At 70.9% G+C, this 23,263-nt stretch carries 16 protein-coding genes; 10 read left to right on the forward strand and 6 right to left on the reverse strand.

What is annotated here, in order from left to right; genetic code table 11:
* Nucleotides 1-217 precede the first annotated feature (217 nt).
* Nucleotides 218-1,603, reverse strand: coding sequence for an SPFH domain-containing protein (locus AB0C16_RS06535; protein ID WP_357679584.1), 1,386 nt, complete (start codon nucleotides 1,601-1,603; stop codon nucleotides 218-220).
* A gap of 229 nt (nucleotides 1,604-1,832) precedes the next feature.
* Between AB0C16_RS06535 and AB0C16_RS06540 the strand changes: the two genes are divergently transcribed.
* Together AB0C16_RS06540 and AB0C16_RS06545 are read left to right on the forward strand one after the other, a co-directional pair.
* Nucleotides 1,833-4,469: a DUF6493 family protein gene (locus tag AB0C16_RS06540; protein WP_357679587.1), complete on the forward strand. Its 2,637-nt coding sequence runs from the start codon at nucleotides 1,833-1,835 to the stop codon at nucleotides 4,467-4,469.
* A 245-nt stretch (nucleotides 4,470-4,714) separates the two neighbouring features.
* A complete protein-coding gene (locus AB0C16_RS06545; protein WP_357679589.1) occupies nucleotides 4,715-5,317 on the forward strand; it encodes a class I SAM-dependent methyltransferase in 603 nt (200 codons plus the stop codon).
* Between the two features lie 518 nt (nucleotides 5,318-5,835).
* On the opposite strand, the gene AB0C16_RS06550 is transcribed toward AB0C16_RS06545, so the two are convergent.
* Nucleotides 5,836-6,207, reverse strand: a complete 372-nt coding sequence (locus AB0C16_RS06550; protein WP_357679592.1) for a hypothetical protein — start codon at nucleotides 6,205-6,207, stop codon at nucleotides 5,836-5,838.
* Nucleotides 6,208-6,295: 88 nt separating this feature from the next.
* Between AB0C16_RS06550 and AB0C16_RS06555 the strand changes: the two genes are divergently transcribed.
* Entirely contained in the window at nucleotides 6,296-6,436 is a 141-nt protein-coding gene (locus tag AB0C16_RS06555; protein ID WP_357679914.1) for a hypothetical protein, read from the forward strand.
* Between the two features lie 337 nt (nucleotides 6,437-6,773).
* On the forward strand, nucleotides 6,774-8,309 hold the full coding sequence (locus tag AB0C16_RS06560) for a long-chain fatty acid--CoA ligase (protein ID WP_357679904.1): 1,536 nt from the start codon (nucleotides 6,774-6,776) through the stop codon (nucleotides 8,307-8,309).
* Between the two features lie 13 nt (nucleotides 8,310-8,322).
* On the opposite strand, the gene AB0C16_RS06565 is transcribed toward AB0C16_RS06560, so the two are convergent.
* Nucleotides 8,323-9,171, reverse strand: coding sequence for a helix-turn-helix transcriptional regulator (locus tag AB0C16_RS06565; protein WP_357679594.1), 849 nt, complete (start codon nucleotides 9,169-9,171; stop codon nucleotides 8,323-8,325).
* 273 nt (nucleotides 9,172-9,444) lie between these two features.
* Between AB0C16_RS06565 and AB0C16_RS06570 the strand changes: the two genes are divergently transcribed.
* A complete protein-coding gene (locus AB0C16_RS06570; protein ID WP_357679597.1) occupies nucleotides 9,445-9,636 on the forward strand; it encodes a hypothetical protein in 192 nt (63 codons plus the stop codon).
* Between the two features lie 405 nt (nucleotides 9,637-10,041).
* Here AB0C16_RS06570 and AB0C16_RS06575 read toward each other — a convergent pair whose 3' ends face one another.
* From AB0C16_RS06575 to AB0C16_RS06585, 3 genes are all read right to left on the reverse strand, one after another.
* On the reverse strand, nucleotides 10,042-10,497 hold the full coding sequence (locus tag AB0C16_RS06575) for a carboxymuconolactone decarboxylase family protein (RefSeq protein WP_357679598.1): 456 nt from the start codon (nucleotides 10,495-10,497) through the stop codon (nucleotides 10,042-10,044).
* A gap of 36 nt (nucleotides 10,498-10,533) precedes the next feature.
* Complete coding sequence (locus AB0C16_RS06580) at nucleotides 10,534-11,436, reverse strand: sigma-70 family RNA polymerase sigma factor (protein ID WP_357679600.1); 903 nt, start codon at nucleotides 11,434-11,436, stop codon at nucleotides 10,534-10,536.
* A gap of 254 nt (nucleotides 11,437-11,690) precedes the next feature.
* Nucleotides 11,691-11,987, reverse strand: coding sequence for a hypothetical protein (locus AB0C16_RS06585; protein ID WP_357679603.1), 297 nt, complete (start codon nucleotides 11,985-11,987; stop codon nucleotides 11,691-11,693).
* Between the two features lie 503 nt (nucleotides 11,988-12,490).
* On the opposite strand from AB0C16_RS06585, the gene AB0C16_RS06590 reads away from it, so the two are divergent.
* From AB0C16_RS06590 to AB0C16_RS06610, 5 genes are read left to right on the forward strand one after another with little or no spacing between them, the layout of a single operon-like run.
* A complete protein-coding gene (locus tag AB0C16_RS06590) occupies nucleotides 12,491-16,015 on the forward strand; it encodes a DUF4132 domain-containing protein (RefSeq protein WP_357679605.1) in 3,525 nt (1,174 codons plus the stop codon).
* A complete protein-coding gene (locus tag AB0C16_RS06595; protein ID WP_357679607.1) occupies nucleotides 16,012-17,088 on the forward strand; it encodes an AAA family ATPase in 1,077 nt (358 codons plus the stop codon). Before AB0C16_RS06590 ends, AB0C16_RS06595 begins: the two co-directional genes overlap by 4 nt.
* Nucleotides 17,089-17,091: 3 nt before the next feature.
* Entirely contained in the window at nucleotides 17,092-19,338 is a 2,247-nt protein-coding gene (locus tag AB0C16_RS06600) for a DUF5682 family protein (protein ID WP_357679609.1), read from the forward strand.
* Nucleotides 19,335-20,456 carry a VWA domain-containing protein gene (locus AB0C16_RS06605; RefSeq protein WP_357679612.1) on the forward strand — a complete coding sequence of 374 codons (1,122 nt, stop codon included), beginning with the start codon at nucleotides 19,335-19,337 and terminating at the stop codon, nucleotides 20,454-20,456. Before AB0C16_RS06600 ends, AB0C16_RS06605 begins: the two co-directional genes overlap by 4 nt.
* Nucleotides 20,453-22,510: a hypothetical protein gene (locus tag AB0C16_RS06610; RefSeq protein ID WP_357679614.1), complete on the forward strand. Its 2,058-nt coding sequence runs from the start codon at nucleotides 20,453-20,455 to the stop codon at nucleotides 22,508-22,510. The genes AB0C16_RS06605 and AB0C16_RS06610 overlap by 4 nt, the downstream gene beginning before the upstream one ends.
* Nucleotides 22,511-23,263: the final 753 nt, after the last annotated feature.

Consider the following 23,263-nt stretch of genomic DNA (forward strand, 5'->3'; position numbering starts at 1 on the left):
CTCACGCCCTCTTCGTTCCGAGGCCGTGACGAATGTGGACGGCCTTCAGCGGCGCAGCAGACGGCCGACGGCGAGACGGGCCCGACCGGCTGCGGCGCGGTCCTGATGGAGCTGGATCGCCTGGTTTGTGATCAGCGCGATCCCCTCCGAAGAAGGCGTCGTCGGAACGTCGTGACCTCCCGCCCGCCTCCCGGAACACGGTTGTCTTCTGATGAGATCAGGAGGCCGGCCGGTCACCGTCGAGTGCGGAACGCAGCACGCCGACCACGATGGCGAGCTCGGACAGCAGCCCCGACACAGTGGTGCGGTCGCCCCCGTTGATCGACACCATGCGCAACTCCTCCGGCTTGGGAAGCTTCGCCATGATCTCGGGCAGCAGGCCGATCAGCTTGGCCTGCAGGCTGGCCGGGGTCTGCTGGTTGTCGATGTCGGCCCGCAGCCGTGTGCGCTCCACGTCGAGCAGTGCCCGCTCGTGGTCGGACCGGGTCTGGGAGCGGGCCAGATCCAGCTCGCCGTCGAGCTCCAGGCGCTTCAGCTCCTGCTCCCGCTCGACCCGGAGCCGGCCGGTCTCGGCCTCCTCGGCGTGACGTTCGCGTTCCATCCGCAGCGCGTGCCGGGTGGTCTCGGTCTCCAGCTCCGCCACCGCCCTGGCGTCGTCGTGCTTTCGCTGGGTACGCCGCAGCCGCTCGGCCACCTCGGTGTCGAACTGCCACGCCTCGTTGCGGGCCCGCAGCTCGGCGAGCTCCCGCTCGTACTCCAGGCGCTGGGTCTCCTTGAGCCGCTCGGTCGCCATCTCGCGCTGGGCGACCGCCTCCTCGGACTGCAGCTCGGCCAGCCGGGCGATCTGCCCCTGTTCGGCTCGGTACGGCTTCTGCAGGTTCTCCCAGAGCCGCGACGAGCTGACCACGGCCTCCTTGATCTGGACGGTGACGATGCGCAGGCCGAGCCCCTGGTCGCTGTCCGCCTCGCCCTCGGCCACCGCGCGCAGCCGGGCGGTCAGCTCCTCGATGATGGGCTGCTTGTCGCTGAGCACGTCGCGAACGCCCATCGTCGCGACCTTGTCCTTGATGGCCGCCTCCGCCTGCTCGCGCAGTTGGAGGTTGACCAGCCTCATCGGGTCCTCGGGGTCGCCGAAGTCCAGTTTGCGGTAGGCGACAGGGAAGGTGTGGATGATCCACTGAACGTACCCCTGCACCAAGACGCCCTGCAGTTCGCGGCAGATGCAGTACGCGTTGATCAGGATGGTCTGGGTGGCACCCGGAACCACCAGGAAGGAGTCCGTGGCCGGGTTGAAGCGGAAGGAGACGCCTAATCCGACGTGCAAGGGCTTTTCGCGACCGCGGCGGGTGTGCACGACGAAGGCGTTCGGCGGGACGAGGACGTTCTTCCAGCGCCAGAAGCCGGTGATCCGGACATCCACCGGCCCCGGCGTCGGCCTGTCGGGTGCCGCGCCCAGAGCCCGCTCGCGCTTGACCAGCGGGCCCGCCACTGCCATCGGCTCACCGGGGGCGGTGCCGCGGCGCGCCCGCAGATCGTCCTCGAGCACCGCCTGCTGTGCGACCACCTGTTCCAGATAGGCGTTGCCTTTGCCAGCGGTGCTCATCGTCGCCTCCGCCCCACCTCGTGATTGCCGATGAGTCTCGCCTACGCCGCCGAATCACCGCAACCGAAATGCGCCCCCTGCACGGGCTACTGGCAGATCTGTCGCCCGTTCGGGTGCGGGACGGATTGTCGGAGCCGGCCGTTAGGGTCCGGGCCATGATCGCTTGTTCATGGCGGGTGCGCCGGACCTCGGCGACGGCCCGCGGCGCCAGGTGGAACGAGGTGTCCGCATGAATCCCTGGCAGGAGGTCCTCGACCGCATCGAGGCGCGCGACGACGAGGACCTGGCGAAGTTCCTGGACGGGCTGAGCGGCCTGGGCCGGCGGGCGGTCGCCATGCAGCTCCCGGGCCATCTGGCCGAGGAGCTGCGCGGCGGGTTCGAGGCGCGCTGGGAGATCGAGGGCCTGGCGCCCGGATACCGGCTGGCGGGGGCGGCCTGCTTCACCGGGGCCCAGCAGGTGGCGGCCTGGCTGAACCGCAGGGAGCTGCGCCGGCCGCGCGACCCTGAGCAGGACGCCGACCGCATTGTGTCCCTGCTGCGGCGCCGCCCCGTGGAATGGCGCCGTGACCTGGCCGTCCGGTTGGTGGACCGGCTGAGGCCGCCGACCGGCAGGAGGTGGCGGCGCATGGAGGGCATGCCCGGCTGGGACCTGGCCGCCGCGCTGGTGTCCGAGACGGGCATCGAGCCGCCGGACGGCGACGCCTTCGTCGTCGGGTGGGTCTGGCGGCTGGTCCTGCGCCGGCGCGGGGACGGCCGCGGCCTCGACGGCGATCCGCTGCTCGGTCCCCTGCTGCCGCGCCTGTTCCAGGCGCAGGGCGTGGCCGACCCGCTGGCCCTGGATGAGCGCTGGAACACGGGCCTGAGCATTCTCGGCGAGCTGGCCCTGCTGGCCGACGAGGGCCGGGTGCCACGCGAGACGCTGATCGACGGCTGCGCCGGCCGGTTCCTGACCGGCGGCCCGGCTGAGGAGATCGCCCCGTTCGTGCGGTTCTGGCGGCTGCTGCGGCCGGAGCCGGAGGAGATCCCGGTCCTCGACTTCGTCCGCCTGCTGCCGTCGGCCGCCCCGCCGCTCGCGCAGCTCGCGTTGGAGGAGCTGCAGCGGGCCGAGACCGCGGGGCTGCTGGACGACGAGCTGTTCGCCGAGGCCTTGGAGTCGCTGGCCTACCGGCCGGAGAAGAAGCTCCTCCAGTCGGCCGTGCGGTGGCTGGCACAGACGCCCGCGCCGAAGAGCGGCGGCGCGGTGCCCGCGCTGGCCACCGTCCTCGACGTAGACACCCCGGCCCTGCGGGAACGCGCGGTGCGGCTCGCGGTCAAGCTGGCCCCGCACGCGGACGACACCGGCCGGGAGGCGATTCGCGAGGCCGCGGGCCGGCTGCCCGCCGACCTGCGCGAGCGTGTGGCCGCCGCCTACGGCGCGATCGCCCCGGCGGAGCCGGAGCGACCGGTCGCCGCCGTCCTGCACGCGCCCGCGCTGCCCGCCCTCGCGCCGCCGTTCGCCTCGCCGGCCGAGCTGGTCGCGGAGTTGCGGGCGCTGGGCTGGTCTGAGGAGCCGCAGCAGTGCGAGCGCGTCCTGGCCGGGCTTGTCGAGCTGACCCACCGCGACCCCGACGGCATGGCGGCGGCGTTGCGGCCGTGGTGGGAGGAGAGCCGGCCGCATCTGGGCGACCCCAACGTGTACGTGTTCGACCGCAACGGCCACGACCGCGGCGTCCACACCCTGCTGGCCCGCTGCGCGCTGGCGGTCGTGGCGCCCGAGCGGAGCCGGCAGGTGAGCACGTCGCTGGCCCAGACAAGCTCGTACCACGTCTCCAGCGAATGGCCGCCCCAGCACCTCATCCGGCGCCGCCTGGAGGAGGTGATCGCGCTCTTCGAACGCGGGGAGACGATTCCCGCGCTGCTCGCCACGCCGACCGCGTCCACCGGCCACGTCGACGCCGCGACCTTGGTAGGGCGGATGGAGAGATTGGGGGAGAACGAGCCGCTTCCGGCCGACTTCGAGCAGGCGCTGCTGCGGCTGCCCCGGCACATCGACCCCGAGCTATTCGTACGGGCGGAGAAGCTACCGTCACAGGCGGGCCGCGCGCTGGCCGCCTGGTTGCGCGACGGCGGGTGGCCCGACCCCACTGTGGACTGGGAGCTGCATAAGGAGAGGTCGGGCTACGTCACCCGCGGTTGGTCCCACCAGCTGCGGCCCAAGGTTGTGCCGCCCGCGGGCCTGCCCGCCTGGCTGGCGGAGTTGTGGGTGCTCAAGCCCCAGAACACCTATCTCTCCTACCCGCACGACGCCTTGTGGTGGCCGATGATCATGCCCTCGCACCGCGAGATCGTGGCCGCCTATCTCGTGCGCTGCATGCCCTGGCTGCCCAGCTCCAACGACTTCAGGATGGAGGCCCTGGCGGCCCTGGCTCATGGCGAAGGCCCCGTGGGGACCGCGACCACGGTTGCGATCGCGGGCGGGCTGGGGCACCGGCGGGACGCGCAGCGGGCGGCGGCGGCCGACGCGGCGCTCACGCTGGCCGCGCGCGGGCAGCTCCCGGCCGCCGACCTCGGGTCGGCCGTCGCGAAGCTGATCCGGCACGAGCTCGTCATGCTCAAGCGGATCACCGCCGCACTCGGCGGCCTGACGGCGGTGGGCGCGCACGCCGAGGTGTGGCGGACGCTCGCCGTGGCCCTCCCGCTCCTTCTGCCCGGCCCCGGCGAACGGCCGCGCGCCGGGCTGGGCGAGTTGCTGGGGGCCGCCGCGCGGGCGGCAGTGCTCGCGGGCGCCAAAGGCGAGATCTTCGGGCTGGCGGAGATGGCCGCGCGCAAGGGGTCGAGCCTCGTGCTGCACGAGGCGAGACGCCTGTACAAGGCCATCTCCCCGTGACAGCTCAGTGACGGCTCACCAGTTGGCGGACAAGGCCAGGCCACGGATCGCGCGGTCCACGACCCCATGTGCGGCCGCCCATCAAGTCGGCTCACCTGTCAGCTCAGGCGGCACTCGACTCGCCGACCTGGCCGGAGCGAACCACCGACTCTGGCCTGGGACAACGACGTTGACCCTGGCAACACCATCCTCCTCGCACCAGACAGATGAGAGGCTCAAGCCCCACGTCCAGCAGGATGATTCACATGACGGTGAAGAACAGCAGGCGATGGAACCACAACATCCACTACCACCCCCGCATCCTGCGCGCGATCCCCGAGGGCGCCCAGCGCGCCCTCGACGTCGGCTGCGGCGAGGGCATGCTCGCCCGCGAACTCCGGCGGACCGTGCCGCGCGTCACCGGCATCGACCTCGACGCGCCCAGCATCGACCAAGCCCGCGAGCACCCCGACGACGTCGACTACATCCTCGGCGATTTCCTCACCCACCCCTTCGAGCCCGCCTCGTTCGACGTCATCGCGTCGGTGGCCACCCTGCACCATATGGACGCCGCCGCTGGGTTGGCCCGCATGCGCGACCTGCTGCGCCCCGGCGGCATCCTGGCCATCGTCGGCTTAGCCCGGAGCACCATGCCCAACGACCTGCCACGCGACCTGGCCGGCGTCGCGGCCGGGATCTTCCACCGCGCCACGAAGGGCCACTGGGAGCATCCGTCCCCCACGGTGTGGCCACCGCCAGTGACGTACCCCCAGATGCGAACGCTGGCCTCCGACATCCTGCCCGGCTCCCACTATCGCCGTCACCTCCTGTGGCGCTACAGCATCACCTGGCGGAAACCTCAGGACTGACCTGGTCTGATGTCCGTCGAAGCGGAACAAGCTCAGCTTCGATCAGCTTCGCCCAGCCCCCCACCCGTGATCTTCTCTCGGGGGATGTCAACGCGCCTGTGGTCAGTCGTAGTGAGATCGAGTGCGGCAACCGCCGTCCGCCGCACCCGACACAACCCTCCGGCTAGGACTCGTGGGGCTTGTGAGCCAGGAAGAAGGCTTGTCGGCCTGACCGGGGTTTCTCGCTCTCATCAGGCTCGCGGATCAGCTGAGCGTCCAGGACATGCCCGGTTTTGCTCAGTAGTTCGGCGATGTGCTCAGGGGGCATCAGTAGACATCGAGCGACAGCTCGTGGCCGTAGCCTTTGTCCAGGTGGCGACGCTCATCACCGGCCTTGAACGCAATCAGCGGATGCGCTGGCCAACGTGACGCCTGCACTCATGAACGATCAGAAGGGCCGGCCCGATGACGAAGCGATCCGGACTGCTTCGCCCCGAAGCCTAGGGGCCGGGGTGTGCTTTGGTTAGGTGCCGCGCTGGTTAGCCGGAGCTGGCCGGTCTGGGAATGTCGATCCAGCGGGCGGCTGCGTCGAAGGTATCCGTTGGGGTGGTGTTGAACGCGATCGCCGCGTTGGGAGCGTGTCGTCGTACCAGGTTGATGACCTGCTCGAACAACTCAAGCTGATCTTCGGGTTTCCGTACGCCGCCGCCGATGACGACGCATTCCCAGGGTCGCGCGCGCAGGGTATGGCTGACGATCGTTTCCACGTCGTCGCTGCCGTCGAGGCCGAACAGGCAGGTCTCGACGCCGACGCCGTGCTCGGCGAATCGAGCCATGCCGACCTCGATTGCGTCGGCTACCGGCTTCGGGTCCCAGGGCCCGGGAACCCGATACGGGTCAAGGCCGATCACGAGGACGCGGGGTACCGGGGCTGTTGTGTCCACACCCGGGACCTTACGTCACAGGGGCTGCGGCGCGCGGCTATGTGAGCTGCGCGCGGTGCTGGCCGAGCAGAACGACGAGTGGACGGAGCAGCGCCGCTACATGGGCCTGGAGATCCTCGCCGAATGCCGGAAGACGAACGATTCCGAAAATGAGACAAAAGATGATAAAGTGACCATTGGGGCGATTGCTTCCTAAAAGTCACCGGATTACGGGTGGCCTTCTCAAACACCACCTCCCTGGGCGCGGCCTACGGCGTGAACCGGATGACGGTGAACGCGATCTGCAAGACCGCCAAGCGGGGCGCCCCGGACGCGCTGGCCGGGGCCTCCAGGGTCGGGCGTCCGGGCACGTGCGGGTACTGCGCTGGCAGGCCCGCGCCGTGCGCGGCCGTCTGGACGACGCCAAGCCCGGCCCCGCCCCGAAACCGGTGGCGTGCCGCGGTCAGATGGAGTCGGCACGTTCGTACAAGTCCTGCCGAGATCCGCCGGAGCATCCTGGGGGACGGACGATGCGTTCCGAGGAGAGGGTCACGATGCTCAGTCTGTCGATCATTCTGGAAGACAGCGCCCGCGCGGTCCCGGACCGCACCGCCCTGGTCTTCGGGGACCTACGCCTTCCGTACTCCATGGTGGACTCCGTCGCGAACCAGGTGGCCAACCTTCTGGTAGCGCGGGGGATCGGCAAGGGCGACAAGGTCGCGCTGCTCTGCCCGAACCTGCCTTACTTCCCCTTCGTCTACTTCGGCATCCTCAAGTCCGGGGCGACCGTGGTCCCGCTCAACGTGCTGCTGCGGCCGCGCGAGATCGCATACCATCTGGCCGACAGCGACGCCAAGGCGCTCTTCTGCTTCGAGGGCACCGCCGAACTGCCGATGGGGGCGCGGGGGCGGGAGGGGTTCGACGGCACGGAGGGGTGTGAGCACTTCTTCGTCCTGCCCGCAACGCCGCTGGTGACCGAGTCGGAGTACGGTGAGTCGTTCTGGGCGGCGCTGGACGGGATGCCCGGAGAGTTCGAGACGGTGCGAACCGGGCCGGAGGACGTCGCGGCCATCCTCTACACGTCCGGCACCACCGGCCAGCCCAAGGGCGCCGAGCTCACCCACGCGAACATGCTGATCAACACCATGGTCAGCGATGAGATGTTCCCCACCGATCCCGAGGGTGACGTCTCGCTCGCCGTGCTACCGCTCTTCCACTCCTTCGGCCAGACCTCGGTCATGAACGTGAGCCTGCGCCGCCGCGCCACCCTCGTGCTGCTACCGCGCTTCGAGCCCGGTCAAGCGCTGGAGCTCATGCGCCGGGAGAAAGTGACCATGTTCGCCGGGGTGCCGACCATGTATTGGGCGATGCTGTCGACGATCCACGCGAACGGGGCCGAGGTGCCCACGACGCTGCGGGTGGCGGTGTCGGGGGCGGCATCCTGCCCAGTCGAGGTGCTCAAGGACTTCGAGGCCACGTTCGGCATCCCGATCCTGGAGGGCTACGGCCTGTCGGAGACCTCCCCCGCGGCCTGCTTCAACCAGCTCAGCCGGCCCACCAAGCCTGGCACCATCGGCTTCCCCATCTGGGGGGTGGAGATGCGGCTGGTGGACGACGGCTGGAGCACCGTCGAGGGTGAGGGGCCCGGTGAGATCGCCATCCGCGGGCACAACATCATGAAGGGCTATTACGGCAGGCCCGAGGACACCGCGGAGGTTCTGCGAGACGGCTGGTTCCGTACCGGTGACATCGCCACCCGCGACGAGGACGGCTACTACGCCATCGTCGACCGTACCAAGGACATGATCATCCGGGGCGGTTTCAACGTCTACCCACGCGAGGTGGAGGAGGTGCTGATGACGCACCCGGCGGTCTCTCTGGTGGCGGTGGTCGGCGTGCGCCACGACTCGCACGGCGAGGAGGTCAAGGCGTACGTCATCCCGTCGGCCGGCGCGACGGCGAGCGAGGACGAGCTCGTCGCCTGGTGCAGGGAGAACATGGCGGCCTACAAGTACCCGCGGATCATCGAGTTCCGTGAGAGCCTGCCGATGACCGCGACCGGCAAGATCCTCAAGCGCGAACTGCGCTAGTCACACGTTGGAGTCAGGGCAACCAGTCGATCGCGGCGGCCAGCTCGGAGGGCGCGTTTCCGAAGGTGCGCCGGAATGCCCGGGTGAAGTGCGGGCCGTCGGTGAACCCGGCACTGTGCGCGGCCGCCGTCAACGTCTCCCCGGCGGCCACCCGGTCGATGGCGCGCCGCAGGCGCAGCCACCGCACATACGGCCGCAGCGGGATCCCCACGTGCGCGCTGAACAGGTGCGCCAGCCGGCTCGGCGACAGGTGGACCGCGTCCGCCACCGCTCGCAGCCGCACCGGCCCTCCTCGCAGGAGCGTGGGGATCACGGCGATCGCCGCCTCCACCGCCGGGTGGAGCAGGACGTCGCCGGCGCCGCCATGGCCGCTCCACGCCTCAACGACCCGTAGCGCGCTCGCCGCCTCCGCGGAACGCACATGACCGATCTGCGGCTCGGCGAACATGAGCGGCCGCATTCCGCCGTAGTACTCAGGTCGCAGGCTCAAGGGCCCGGCTTCGATCAACGAGGGGCCGTGGGCGGGCAGATCGCCGGTCTGTGCGGCGGACGGCGACCAGGCCGAAGCCCGCGGCCCGGTGCCGCAGCGCGCGAGCAGGGACCGGCCCGGCGAACTGCGCGGGTCCAGGAGGGCGAGCAGGGCGCCGCGAGCTCCGCTGAGCACCGTGTGGCCGGTGTCGGGCGGGATGACGGCGATCCGCGTGGTCAGCCGCTCCCCTTGGGCGTCGGCCATGGTGAAGGGCTCGGCGGCGACGATGAGCTGGACCGCGTGGTGCGCATGCGGCTCATTGGTGCCGACCGTGCCGCCGTACAGCAGGAGGCCGGGCCGCAGGAGACACCAGCCGCGCCAGGGATGCGACATCACACCCCCTTTTTGGCCCGCGTGGCACGAACACCGGCCGCACCACCGCTCCTCCTTCGGTCAGGGGCCCGCAGTGGCCCCTGACGCTGCTGAAAGCGTATCCGGTCATGGGGGACCGGGTCTTCCGCGGCTCGGGGCAACCCCCTGGGCGACCCGCGCGGAGCGTGAGGAGATGGTGGTGCCGGTGGGCCGTGTCCACGTGTAGGAAGTCGACACCAGTTCGCCCTGCAGGCCTTCGGCGCAATCGGCTATGAGCAGGCCATTGCAGCCGAGTTGGCCGCGCAGACACCTGCCGAGCGGTTGGCCAACGCTCAACTTCTGGTGCTGCAGGCGATCTACCGCGAGCTGCGCCACGGCCACGACCAGGTGACGGCCCAGATTACGGCGCTGGCTGAGCACTCAACAGCGTTGAGCCACGGGATTTCGACAGCTCATAACCAAGATCAGGTTGAGTTCAACTGTTGAGCGGGCGGGGATGTCAGTGAGGCGCGGACAGAATGTCAGTGCTCGCGCGGAGCAAACGTCAGTGCGTGTCCACGCCGTCGTCTGTTGAGCGCCAGGTTCGTGACAGTAGGGCTCACGCGCTGTGCTCCCCTGGAGGCTGTTGGTGTCGGCGTACTGAGTTGGCTGCTCGGTCGTGTACGGATGAACGTGCCCGGCTTCCTCGACCGAACATGGCTTCGCGGGCGATGCCGGATGAGACGCGAGCCGCCGGTGGTTGGCGGCTCGCGTCAGCCAGCTCGACCGCCCGTCCCGCTGGCTACGGAGGCCATCGCGCGGATCGGTAACGAACGTCCCCGCCCACGACCAGAACCTCGTACTCGCCAGGATGTGGCACTTGCACGCTGGGCGCGCGGACTGACGGCGTGGTCAGGCCGGCACGGGTGTCGGCTTGTGGATGAGCGCGATGTTCATCCAGAAGCCGGCCGAGGCGAGCACCATCATCAGGGTGGCCATCGCCTTGTCCTCATAGTGTTTGGCGACCTCGATGTACAGGTCGTCCGGTACCCGTTCCTCGCCACGCGCGCCGGGCCGGAAAACGGCGTCGGTCAGCGCCAGCGCGGCCCGCTCGGCGTCGGTGAAGTACGGCACGTCCCACCAGGTCGCCACGGCGGCGATCCTGGCCTCGGACTCGCCCGCCGTACGCAGGTCGGCCGAGTGCCGCATCACCTGATAGGTGCTGCCGACGATCTGGCCTGCACGCAGATAGACCAAGCTGATCGTGGTCGCCGGCACCGAGCCGTTGCCGGTGGCCTTGACCAGCGTGCCGGCCAACTCCTGGATCTCGGGCAGGTGTGTGTTGATGTCGGGGATCCGTGCTCCCACGGTGTCCTCCATGGTGCTGGGGAAATGGTGTCGCCCCTATGAGCCCTCGCGTGCCGGCGATGTGACAGGCGGCGGAGGAATCCCGGCGGCGTCGGCGAACTGGCGGACCCGCTCGGGGTCACGGAGCCCGTCGATGGCGACGATCCGGTCGCCCGCGACGGTGAAGACCAGCACAGCGAACGGCTGGCCATCGACGGTGATCAACGCGCCGACCACGCTGTTGACCAGCACAGGGTGCAGCCGCCCGCCGTTCGCGCCGCGGACTTGCCTGGCCACGGCCGGCGCGCCGCGGACGACGACACGCTGCCTGTGGGCCCCGAAGTCGGAGGTCCAGACCACATCGGGATCGAGGATCTGGACCAGGGCGTCGAAGTCACCGGCCCGTGAGGCCGCGTAGAAGGCGTCGACCACCTGCCGCTGCCGCACCAGATCCGGGTCGGGCGAGGGGATTTCGGCGCCGTTCACCCGGCGCCGTGCCCGGCTGGCCAGCTGCCGCGCGGCGGTCGGCGTGCGACCCACGATCGCGGCGATCTCGTCGAACGGCAGCTCGAACATGTCGTGCAGCACGAACGCCAACCGCTCGGCCGGACTGAGCCGGTCGAGTACCACGAGCAAGGCCAGCCCCACCGAGTCGGCCAGCAGCGCCTCCTGCTCGGGGTCAAGATTGCCGTCCAGGATCGCGACCGGCTCGGGCAGACGCGGCTCCTCCCGCCGCTGCCGCCGGGAACGCAGCGTGTGCAGGCATTCCCGAGCCACAACGGTGGTCAGCCAGCCGCCGAGGTTGTCGATCTGGTCCGCGTCGGACCGGCCGAGCCGAAGCCAGGCGTCCTGGACGGCGTCATCGGCCTCGGCCATCGAACCCAGCATCCGGTAGGCCACCGCCCGCAGCCGGGGCCGGTGCTGCTCGAAACGCTCGGCCAGCCACTCGGTCTCCTCCATCGGTCACATCATCCCCTCGTCAAGGCTCAAGAACATGAACCTGCGAAGGCGCCGAATGTGACAGGAGACCGGCTCACGAACATCGAACAAGCCACTGAGGTCGCCTGAGCTGGTGCACAAATCTCCGTACTCGGTGGAGCACTCAACGAAGTACGCGGACAGTTGGTCGAGCCACGACAGGTCTGGTGGTGCCGGATCCCACGCATCGTCGCCTTCGGCTTCGCTCCCGCCGTATGTTGAGCGCGGCGGGAATGTCACTCGATAGGTCGCTCCAGCAGACTTGGGGCGATGTCCGCGTACTCGATGGCGGTCTGCGAACTGAGGTTGAAGACCAGCTCCAAGTGCAGCGGATCCGCGTTGACCACGAGTGCTTCCTGGAGGACACGGTCACCGCGGATCTGCTCAAGCTGAACGCCGAGAAGCAGTAGACGCCAGGTCAGGTAGTAGTCGCTGACGGGCTCGGTGCTGGCAGCGGACTTCCATGAGATCAGGACATGGCGGTTGGGCGTCTGTGGCCACTTGCGATGGCGATCACGCAACCAGTCGACCAAGGGGGCCGCCCACCGCGACGCTCGGTGGCATCGCGGTCCACGACGCCTCCGCATGTCCGGCATGGTTCGCTGGCCTGTTGGCCAGTGGGAGTTCGCCGCTTCTCTGTTCGCGATGGCCGACAGGAGCGGCAATAGCGGCACAGGGTCGGTCCAGCCGCGCAACCCCTCAGGGGTCTCCTCCGGGGGGCGGGATCAGCAGGCCCCCGACAGACTACGCGATCAACTTTTTCGCCCGGAGCGCGGTGGTCAGGATGGCGACGGCGCAGGTCGGGGCGAGCGCGCCCGTGCCCGTCCCGGCGATGCCGACTGGCCCGCGTGGAACAACCGCTGACGGCCTTCATCCAGATGCGCTGCGCACACGGCCGCTGCCTGCTCAAGACCACCGCCGCCGAGGACCTCCCCGACCTCCCCGGCTGACCTTCCGCGCGACTTTGTCGGTCGTTCACGCCATACTCGCCGCTGTCGATCAAGAGGATGACGGGATGCAGGGTGGAGGTGTCGGCATGAGCGTGGAGCGCACGCTGACGTTCGTCGGCGGGGGTTCGGCCAAGTTCTGGGAAGTGCGCCAGGACGGCGCGGAGCTGCACATCCGGTATGGACGGCTGGGCGCGGGCGGTCAGACGCAGGTCAAGTCGTTCGGCTCGGCCGCCGCCGCCACGGCTGCCGCGGACAAGCTGGTGGCGGAGAAGTTACGCAAGGGCTACACAAAGGACGAAACGGCCTCCTCGTCGCAGGTGGCTTCCCCGGTGGCTTCGTCTGCAGCCGCTGGCAGCGTTGAGGACGAGGACCGGCTGACGTTGCCGCCCGCCTGGTTGCGCGCTCTCTACCCCCGGCGGGGCGGAGCGGAGGTCTCCGTGAAGCGGCCGGACGCGAGCGCGCCAGAGAAACTGGCCGCCGAGCTGGACAAACGCCGGAAGGTGCTCGCCGACATGGTGGCGCAGTGCCCGGATCCGGAGCTCACGTCTGCGGGCGCGGCGTACCTGGCAGGGGAGCCCGCCAGCACACCGCTGGGCGCAGCGGTGGTCGCCAAGACGGTGGCCGCGTCCCTGCCATGGACCGAGCGCGAGATACTGTCCCTGTTCGCCGAGACCTGGCTGGCCGAACGAGGCCCGGTGTTCGCGGCGGTGGCCGTGACCGAGCTGGCCTCGCTGGATTACGTCCACGACGGGGGCACCTGGATGGTCCGCCGGCTGGCCGACGGCGAGGCTGCCGACCGGTGGCACGGCTGGACCTCCACCCAGCAGATCGACGCCCGGGTCCGCGCCGTGCTGGCCGCCGCGTCCGACGCCGAGTACGCCGAGGTCGTCGCGGCACTGGCGGTGAGCCGCGAAGGCGGGCTCCACCACCGCGTGGCTGCCTCCTACCTGGTGCCCACCGAGACCGGCTGGGTCGCGGCCGACTGCGCCGAGGTGAGCCAGGTCCTCCCGGCTCTCGCCTTCCATCTGATCGCCGCCATCAGCACGCCGGAGCACGCCGAGCTGATCACGGACCAGGTGCGGGGTTACTACATAGGGGACTCCCTCGCCCTGCCTGCCACGGTCGTCGATGGCATGGGCGAGGCGGCCGTGCCGCTGCTGGCCATCTGGGTGGACCACGCCTACGGCGCGGACAGCCGGAAGCGGCTGCTGGACGTGCTCGCCGACCTGCCGTACGACACGGCGATGCGGGCGATCCTCGACCGCATCGAGCAGAAGTACACCCAGCCGGCCTTCCTGCGCGCGGCCTCCCGCTTCCCCCGCCGCGCGATGCGGATGCTGGCCGAGTCCGGCGGCAAGGTCGTGGACCTGCTGCTGCGCGCCCATATGGCGGCCCATCCCGACCTGGTGGACGAGGTGCTCGCGAGCCTCGGCGACGGCGCCGCCGCCGAGCGCATCAACAAGATCGTGACCGCTGAGACCGTCGCCGCCGCTCCGCCGGAGGCCCTGCCCGAGGTGCTGGTCAGCCCGCCCTGGACCCGCCCGCGCAAGGCGCGCAAGGTGGTCGTGGTGAACGGCCTGGTGTGCACCGACGAACCGGCCCTCGTGTGGGCGCCGGGCGAGCAGGACAACTGGCATTCCCCCCGGGCGGGTGAAGGTTCATGGGATCGGTCCTGGCGCCGGAGCTGGAAGGACATCGCCCGCGAGATCGCCGAGGGCCGCGACGGCTACTGGTCCGACGGGATCGCCCTGTTCGTCGCCGGGCCCGAGGAACTGGCCGCGCCGCTGATCGGGAAGTGGCGCCCTGGCGACCTGTGGGGGGCGGGCGACTGGATGCCGAGGGTGGTGGCCAGGTTCGGGCTGGCGGCGCTGCCCATGCTGCTCGACAGCGCCCGGCGCGGTCCCAGCTCGGTCGCCGCGGCGCTGCTGCCGTTCGCGGCGCCGGAGGTCGCCGTGCTGATGGCCGATTGGCTGGCCCGGCTGAAGTCCGTACGCGCCACCGCGCTGGCCTGGCTGAACCGCCACCCCGGAGCGGGCGCCAGGGCACTGATCCCGGCGGCTCTCGGCAAGCCCGGCGTGGCCAGGCTCCGGGCCGAGCAGGCGCTGGCGGCGCTGGTCGCGGGCGGCCACCGCGGCACTGTGGCCGAGGCCGCCGCAGGGTACGGGCCCGCCGCCGAGGCCGCGATCGCCGACCTGCTCGTGGCCGACCCGCTCGACGCGCTGCCCGCCAAGATGCCCGTGCTGCCCGAGTGGACGGAGGTTGCGATCATGACCCCGATCCACCTGCGCGGCGACGCGGGCGCGCTGCCTCCCGAGGCGGTCCGCCACGTGATGACGATGCTGGCGATCTCCAAGCCTGGCGACCCGTACGCCGGTCTCGCCGTGGTCAAGGAGGCCTGCGACGGCCGCAGCCTCGCCGACTTCGCCTGGGCGCTGTTCCAGCGCTGGCAGGCGGCCGGCTACCCGTCCAAGGAGAGCTGGGTGATGGACGCGCAGGCGCTGCTCGGCGACGACGAGACCGTACGGCGGCTGACCCCGCTGATCAGGACCTGGCCGGGCGAGGGCGGGCACGCGCGCGCGGTCACCGGTCTGGATCTGCTGGCCTCCATCGGCTCCGAGGTCGCGCTGATGCACCTGCACGGCATCGCCGAGAAGGTCAAGTTCAGCGGGCTGAAGAACCGGGCCAAGCTGAAGATGGACGAGGTCGCCGCCGAGCTCGGCCTGACGCCGCAGGAGCTGGCCGACCGGCTGGTGCCCGACTTCGGCCTGTCCGCCGGCGGCAGCCTGACCCTCGACTACGGCCGCAGGCAGTTCGTGGTGGGTTTCGACGAGCAGCTCAAGCCGTACGTGGCCGACGCTTCGGGCAAGCGGTTGAAGAACCTGCCCAAGCCGGGCGCCAACGACGATCCGGAGCTCGCGACCGCCTCCTACCGGCGCTTCGCCGGGCTGAAGAAGGACGTGCGCTCCGTAGCCGGGGACGCCATCCGCCGCCTGGAGCAGGCCATGGTGAACCGGCGTCGCTGGGGCGCCGGCGACTTCGGCCGGCTGCTCGTCGGTCACCCGCTGCTCTGGCACATCGTACGGCGGCTCGTATGGGGCCTGTACGACCCGTCGGGCGAGCTCACGGGCACCCTGCGCGTGGCCGAGGACCGCAGCTTCGCCGACGTCGAGGACGACACGCTGACGTTGCCCGACGACGCCCTCGTAGGCGTGGCGCACCCGCTGGAGCTGGGGGAGGACCTGGCCGCCTGGTCCGAGGTGTTCGCCGACTACGAGATCCTGCAGCCGTTCCCGCAGCTGGGAAGGGAGACGTACGAGCCGGATCCGGCGCTGGTGGCCGAGATCGAAGCCGCCAAGATCCCCACCCGCGCGGTGATCGGCCTGGAGCGGCGCGGCTGGCGGCGCGGCGCGCCTCAGGACGCCGGCTGGCAGGGCTGGATCGAGCGGGACGTGCCCGGCGGCAGGACCGTCACGATCGGCCTCTATCCGGGCATCTCGATCGGCTACCCCGACTTCGCCGACGAGCAGACCCTGGTGGAGCTGGGGCTCGACGGCCTCGATCCGATCACCACCTCCGAGATCCTTCGAGACCTGAGGGACATCACCCGATGAACGAACACGCCCAGCGGCCCCCGGCCGAGATCCGCTACGCCGGCGAGCTGGCCATGCTGCGGGAGCACGACACCGACGACCGGCCGCCCGGCTGGGCGCTCAGCCTGCGGGCTGCCCGCCGTTTCGTCCTCGGGGACGAGACGCTGGGCATCAGCCGCAAGTTCGTGGGCGATCCCTCGCTGATCGACCGGTCCCTGGTGACGCTCGCGACCAACCGCGGGCTGATGCTGGTGGGCGAGCCCGGCACGGCGAAGTCGCTGCTGTCCGAGCTGCTCGCCGCGGCCGTGAGCGGCACCTCGACGCTCACCGTCCAGGGCGGCGCGGCCACCACCGAAGACCAGATCAAATACTCCTGGAACTACGCGCTGCTGGTCGCCGAGGGCCCCTCCACCCGGTCGCTGGTGGCCGCGCCGCTGCTGCGCGGCATGGCCGAGGGCAAGGTGGTGCGCTTCGAGGAGATCACCCGGTGTCCGCTGGAGGTGCAGGACTGCCTGCTGTCACCGCTGTCGGACCGAGTGCTCGCCGTACCGGAGCTGAGCGGTCCCGAGTCGATGGTGTTCGCCCAGGAGGGGTTCACCATCATCGCCACCGCCAACACCCGCGACCGCGGCGTCAATGAGATGAGCGCCGCGCTCAGGCGCCGCTTCAACTTCGAGACCGTCTTCCCGATCGCCGACTTCGAGACCGAGTTGGCGTTGGTGGAGGCGGAGGCAGGGGCGCTGCTCAAACGCTCGGGCGTCACCGCGCCGCCGCGCCGCGACGTGCTGGAGGTCCTGGTCACCACCTTCCGCGAGCTGCGCCAGGGGCAGACAGCGCGCGGCGACGCCACCGACCGGCTGTCGGGGGTGATGAGCACCGCGGAGGCTGTCTCGGTCGCCCATGCCGTCGGGCTGCGCGGCTGGTTCCTGCGCCGCGAGCCGGGCACCGCCGCCGACCTGGTCTCCTGCCTCGCTGGTACGGCCGCCAAGGACAACCCGGAGGATCTGGCCAAGCTCCGCAGGTACCTGGAGCGCAGGCGGCACGGCGACCAGTGGAAGGCCCTGTACGAGGCCCGCCACCTGCTGCCGGGCTGAACGATGGCGGTCATCTTCCTCGGCGTGCGGCACCACAGTCCCGCCTGCGCCCGGCTGGTCGCCGACACCATCCATTCCGTACGCCCCGCGTACGTGCTGGTCGAAGGCCCGGCGGACATGAACCACAGGATGGACGAGCTCCTGCTCGGCCACGAGCTGCCGATCGCCGTCTACACCAGCTACCGCGACCATGAGCGGCGCCACGGTTCATGGACACCGCTGTGCGACTACTCCCCCGAGTGGACCGCGCTGACCGCGGGCCGCGAGGCCGGCGCCGAGCTGCGCTTCATCGACCTGCCCGCCTGGCATCCCGCGCTGGCGGACCTCAGCAACCGTTACGCCGACGCCGAGACCCGCTACGACGAGGTGACCGGACGGCTCTGCCGCGCCTTCGCGGTGGACAACGTGGATGCGTTGTGGGACCACCTGTTCGAGATCGAACCGGCCGACGGGCTGGCCGAACGGCTGGCCACCTACTTCGACCTCGTACGCGGCGACACCGAGACCGGTCCTGACGACACGGCCCGCGAGGCGTACATGGCGCAGTGGGTCCGGGCGGCCGCCGGAGACGCGGGCGAGCGGCCGGTGGTCGTGGTCACGGGCGGCTTCCACCGTCCCGCGCTGGTCCGGCTGGCCGAGCAGGGCGAGCGGAGCTGGCCGGAGGTGCCTCAGCCGCCCGAGGGGGCGGCGGTCGGCAGCTACCTGGTGCCGTACTCGTTCCGCCGGCTGGACGCCTTCGACGGTTACCAGTCGGGCATGCCCTCGCCCGGCTACTACCAGGACCTGTGGGAGTACGGCCCCGATGGCGCCGCCCGCAGGCTCACCGAGGCGGTGACGGCCAGGCTGCGCGCCCGGCGCCAGCCGGTGTCCACCGCCGACCTGATCGCCGCGCGCGCCTCCGCCGACGGGATCGCGCTGATGCGCGGCCACCCGCATCCGGCCCGGGTCGACGTGCTCGACGGCCTGGCCACTGCGCTGGTCGGCGAGGCGATCGAGACCCCGCTGCCCTGGGCGTCCCGCGGCCCCCTCCAGGCGGGCCACCATCCGGTCGTCGTGGAGATGATCGCGGCGCTCAGCGGTGACCGGGCAGGCCGCCTGCACCGCTCGACCCCGCTGCCGCCGCTGGTCCACGCGGTGCTCGCCGAGCTGGGCGGCCCCGGCGACGAACGGCTCCACCTCGGCGGGCAAGCCGGCCGCGAGCGCAGCCGATTCCTGCACAGGCTGCGCGTACTGGGCATCCCGGGCGTGGTCCGCACCTCGGGCCCCCGCCCCGCGGGCGGCACCGAGCTGGTCGAACAGTGGACCTTGACCGAGACCGACGACCGCCTGCCCGCCCTGATCGAGGCAGGCGGGTACGGCGTGGACCCGCAGGAGGCGGCGGCCTCCGTACTCGCCGATCGGATCAGGGACGCCGACCTGGACCAGCTGGCCGACGTGCTGTTCGACGCCGCGCTGTGCGGCATCGGCGAGCTGGCGGGGCAGGTGCTCGACGACCTCGCGCGGGCGATCGTCGCGGCGGCCGACCTGGGTTCGCTGGGCCGCACCCTCACCGTTGCCCTGGCGATGTGGCGCCACGACGACCTGTTCGCCACCAGCGGCAGCACCACCTTGGGCACCGTGGTACGGGCCGCCACCCTCCGGGCGTTGTGGCTGGCCGAAGGCGTGCACGGCGGGCCCGTACCCGCCGATCCGCAGCGCATCGGCGCCATGGCCGCCGTACGCGACGCGCTCAGGCACGCCGGCCCGCCGCTCGGCCTGGACGTGGACGCGGCGCTGGGCGTCGCCGACCGCGTCGCCGCCTGCCAGGACGCGCCGCCCGACCTGCGCGGAGCGTCGCTCGGGCTGGGCTGGTCACTGCGCGGCACCGCCGCCGCGGACCCCGCACGGGCGGTACGCGGCGCGTTCGTCCCCGCGTCGGCCGGCGACTGGCTGGCCGGGCTGTTCGCGCTCGCCCGGGAGGAGGTCTTGCACACCGGCGGCGTGCTGGAGCTGCTCGACGAGCTGGTCGCGGCAATGAGCGGCCACGACTTCCTGGTGGCCCTGCCGGCGCTGCGCCAGGCGTTCGGCTACTTCCCGCCCCGCGAGCGGCACCTCATCGCCACCCGCCTGGTCGAACTGCGCTCCGGCGCGGGCGCGTCCGCGTGGGACCTGATGCGGCTGGAGGCGGCGCCGGAACTGGTGGCCGCAGGTATGGCACTGGACGAACGAGTCGATGCGGCACTTCGCCGGGAGGGACTGATCACGCCATGACCGACCCCATCCTCGTACGGTGGCGCCTGCTGCTCGGCGAGGCCGGCGGCGCCTGCCTCGGCGGCGGGCAGCTCGACGAGGAGGCCGCCGGCCGCGACGCCGCCATGGACTGGCTGTACGGCCGCGACGAGGACCTGCGCAGGCGCGGCGTACGGCGGCAGGCCGGGAGCGGCCCGTCAACCCTGACCACCTTCGACTGGCTCGATGACATCACCCGCCTGTTCCCCAAGGAGACCATCGAACGCCTGCAACGCGACGCCGTCGAACGCTACGAGATCCACGACCTCGTCACCGACCCCGACGTGCTCGCGCGCATCGAGCCCAACCCCGCGCTGCTCAAGGCGGTCCTGCACACCAAACACCTGATGAACCCGCAGGTGTTGCGGCTGGCCAGGCGCATCGTGGAGCAGGTCGTACGGCAGCTCATGGAACAGCTCGCCACCGAGGTGCGCAGCGCCTTCTCGGGCACCAAAGTACGGCGGCCGGGCCGGATGCGGCTGGCTCGCAACTTCGACATGGTCAGGACCCTGCGCGCCAACCTCGGCCGCTACCAGCCCGACACCGGCAAGGTCGTGATCGAGACCCCTCTGTTCTTCTCCCGCACCCGCCGCCACCTCGAACAGTGGCAGGTGATCCTGCTCGTCGACCAGTCCGGCTCGATGACCGACTCGGTGATCCACTCGGCGGTCACCGCGGCCTGCCTGTGGGGTCTGCCCGGTGTACGCACCCACCTGGTCGCCTTCGACACCGAAGTGGTGGACCTGACCTCCGACGTGGACGATCCTGTGGAACTGCTCATGAAGGTCCAGCTCGGCGGCGGCACCGACATCGCCCGCGCGGCGGCGTACGGCGCCGGACTCGTGGACCAGCCGCGGCGGGCCATCGTCGTGCTGATCTCCGACTTCTACGAGGGCGGCGATCCCCACCGGCTGGTACGCATCGTGCGTAACCTGGTCGAGCAGGGCAGCAAGGTTCTCGGCCTCGCCGCCCTCGACGAGCAGGCCAACCCCGCCTACGACCGGGAACTCGCGCAACGCCTGGCCGACGCCGGGGCGTACGTGGGCGCGATGACCCCCGGCGAGCTGGCGTCCTTCGTCGCGGAGCACGTGGGCCGATGAGAACGGATCTGCTCGGGCTCACCACAGACTCCCTCGCCGCGCTCACCAACCGCGGCCTGGTCAAGCGGGCGGGCAAGGAAGCCGCGCCGGACCTGCGTACCGACGCCGACGGGACCGTGCACGGCGACTTCGCAGGCGGACCGACCGCGAGCCTGCCACCCGGCGGGCTCGACGCGGCCCGCTGCACGTGCGGCGCCACCGGGGTCTGCCGGCATGTCGTCGGGGTGGTGCTCGCGTACCAGCACCAGCACGCCGGACCCGCCGCTGAGATCGCCGATCGCCTGCCCGCCGGGACCGCCGATGTGCCGCCTGCTGGGACCGGCGATGGCCCGTCGGCCGGGACCGGCGATGGCCCGCCCGTCGAGACCGGCGAACATTCGCAGGTTGAGGGCCGTGACCCCGAACCCCCCGCCTGGTCGCCGGGGCAGGTGAGCGACGACGAACTGACCGCCAGGATCGGCGCCCGCCTGATGGCCGCCGCCCGCCGTACCGAAAGGACTGGATACACCGCCCGCGTGCGCCGCGCCACCGCCACCGATCCCGCGCCGCAGGTCGAGCTCGCCACCGCGACCGTGCGTTTCCTGATCCCCGGCGACCTCGGCTTCGTCCACACCGACGCCGTCGCGGGCAGTCGCGACGACGTCATCGCCCTCGCCGTGTGGGCGTTCCGGGTAGCCGACGAGCTGCATCCCGGGATGCAGGAGGTACGGGTCGACGTCGGCGGCGAAGCCGGAACTGGTACCGGATCCGGGCTGGAGCGGGCCCTGGGGCTGGCCGGCGCGGTCCTGCGCGAAGGTGCGGCGCACCTCGGCCAGGGATTCGAAGCCACCATCGCCGACGTACAGCGCCATCTGGACGCCGCCGGATCGCGCTGGCCGCTGCTGGCCGTCGGCGACCTCGCCGAGCAGCTGGCCGCCTACCGCAACCGCAGCGCCCACTACCGTTCCGAGCTGCTCGCGAGCCACCTCGCCGAGCTCCACGCCCGACACCGGGCCGTAACCCGCCCCGACGCCACCCTCCGCAGCAGCGTGCTCGGCACCGCCGAGGCCGCCGAGACCCCGTTGCGCCGGGCCCGGCTGGAGAGCCTGGGCTGCCGGATCCGCAGCCTCGGCGACCGGCGGATCGCCGAGATCTACCTAGCCCACAGCGACAGCGCGATGGTCCTGGTACTCCGCCGCGAATGGGACGGCGACGACGACGGCGCCGCGCTGGCACGGCAACGCATCGCCGGCTCCACGCTGGCCGCCCTCGCCACAGGCAACCTCGTCACGGAATCGGCCGTCCGCAGCGCCAGCCGTGCCGTGCGGCTGGCCACAGGGCGGATCTCCAAGACGACGGTCAGCCCGTCGCGTGGCGACTGGGGTGAGCTCTCGCCGTCCCTGGTGGTGACCGACCTCGCCGCGCTCGGCCGCGAACTCGACGCCCTCACGCTCCGGCCCATCCGCCCGCGCGTCGAAGCGGAGCTGGTACGCGTCGTCGCCGTCTCCCAGGTGGTGGCCATGACCTACGCCGCCGGCGACCAGCGCCTCGACGCCCTCATCGCCGACCAGGCAGGCAACACCGCCACCGTCACCGCCACCCACACCGGTGCCGCCCCCGGCCGCCTCGACTCGCTGGCCGCCGTACTCGCCGGGGAGGAAGGCGAGCTGCGTTTCGTCAGCGGAGTGGCCGGCCGTACTGCGGGCGGTGTCGTCATTGACCCCATCGGCCTGGCTGCCGGCGGCCGTGTCGTCGTACCCGACCTGCAACCCGCCGGAGGCAGCGGCCGGCTCGCGGTCGCCGAGGACGACCAGCACGACCCGCTGACCGCCGTACTGATCGACACCCGCGGGCTGCTCGCAGAAGCGGCCCACCACGGCCTGTCCCACCTGCCGCCGACCTACGACGCCCGCCTCGACACCGCCGCGCGACGGCTGATCACGCTCGGGCTCCACCGGATCGCCCAGGCCGTTACGGCGTTCGCGGCGGCGCGGTCTCAGGACTCGGGCGAGGCGATCGAGCAGACCTGGATCGACGCCTACCTGCGCCTGGAGGTGGCCCTGGATCTGACCTGACCGAATCCTGTGGGGCTCAAGAACTCAAATGACTCCCGGCGCAGAGCCCTTCGTCCGATGGGAGGAAGGATGCAGGGGTGCCGGATGGCTGGTCCGGGTCTTCATAGCTACCTGGCGCACTACAACACGGCCCGACCCCACCGCAGCATCGACCAGTCGGCCCCAGCGCAAGCCGAAACAAGCCCTGTGCGGTGCCAAAACTCACCCATGGCATCTGATCTGGCCTTCTATCCTCGGCACACGTGTTTCCACGCCTGCTGTATCTGCTCATGGTCCGGCTGTTCGGCTAGTTGACGCTACTCTCGCGGGGCGACACCTCCAAGGACGTGGAGATCTTGGTGCTGCGTCATGAGGTCTGCGCCTGCCGATAATTACATCAGCCCCGGTCATGACTCTGCGAGGGCTTCGCGTGGCGTACGCGAGCTCCGGTCCCCCGGGGAGACGGGAGCGCGTACGGCAGGATGATCCGCTGTGCTCCTTCGCTTGGCCTACCTGACCGTCACAAACGCATTCGCCGCACTGCGGTTGCTCCCCATGGGCGATCGGGACAAGGACGTGGAGATACTTGCTCTACGTCACCAGATCACCGTCCTTGAACGTTAACTCGGTCCCGACACCAGAGTGAGATTCGCGCCCGAGGACCGAGCCTTCCTTGCCGCGCTCCTGACGTCGCTGCCCCGCGAGGTCCTGCGCCGGCTGCGGCTCCTCATCCGCCCGGACACGGTTCTGCGCTGGCACCGCGATCTGATGAGG

The organism is Nonomuraea sp. NPDC048916 (genome assembly GCF_040649575.1).
GTDB lineage: Bacteria > Actinomycetota > Actinomycetes > Streptosporangiales > Streptosporangiaceae > Nonomuraea.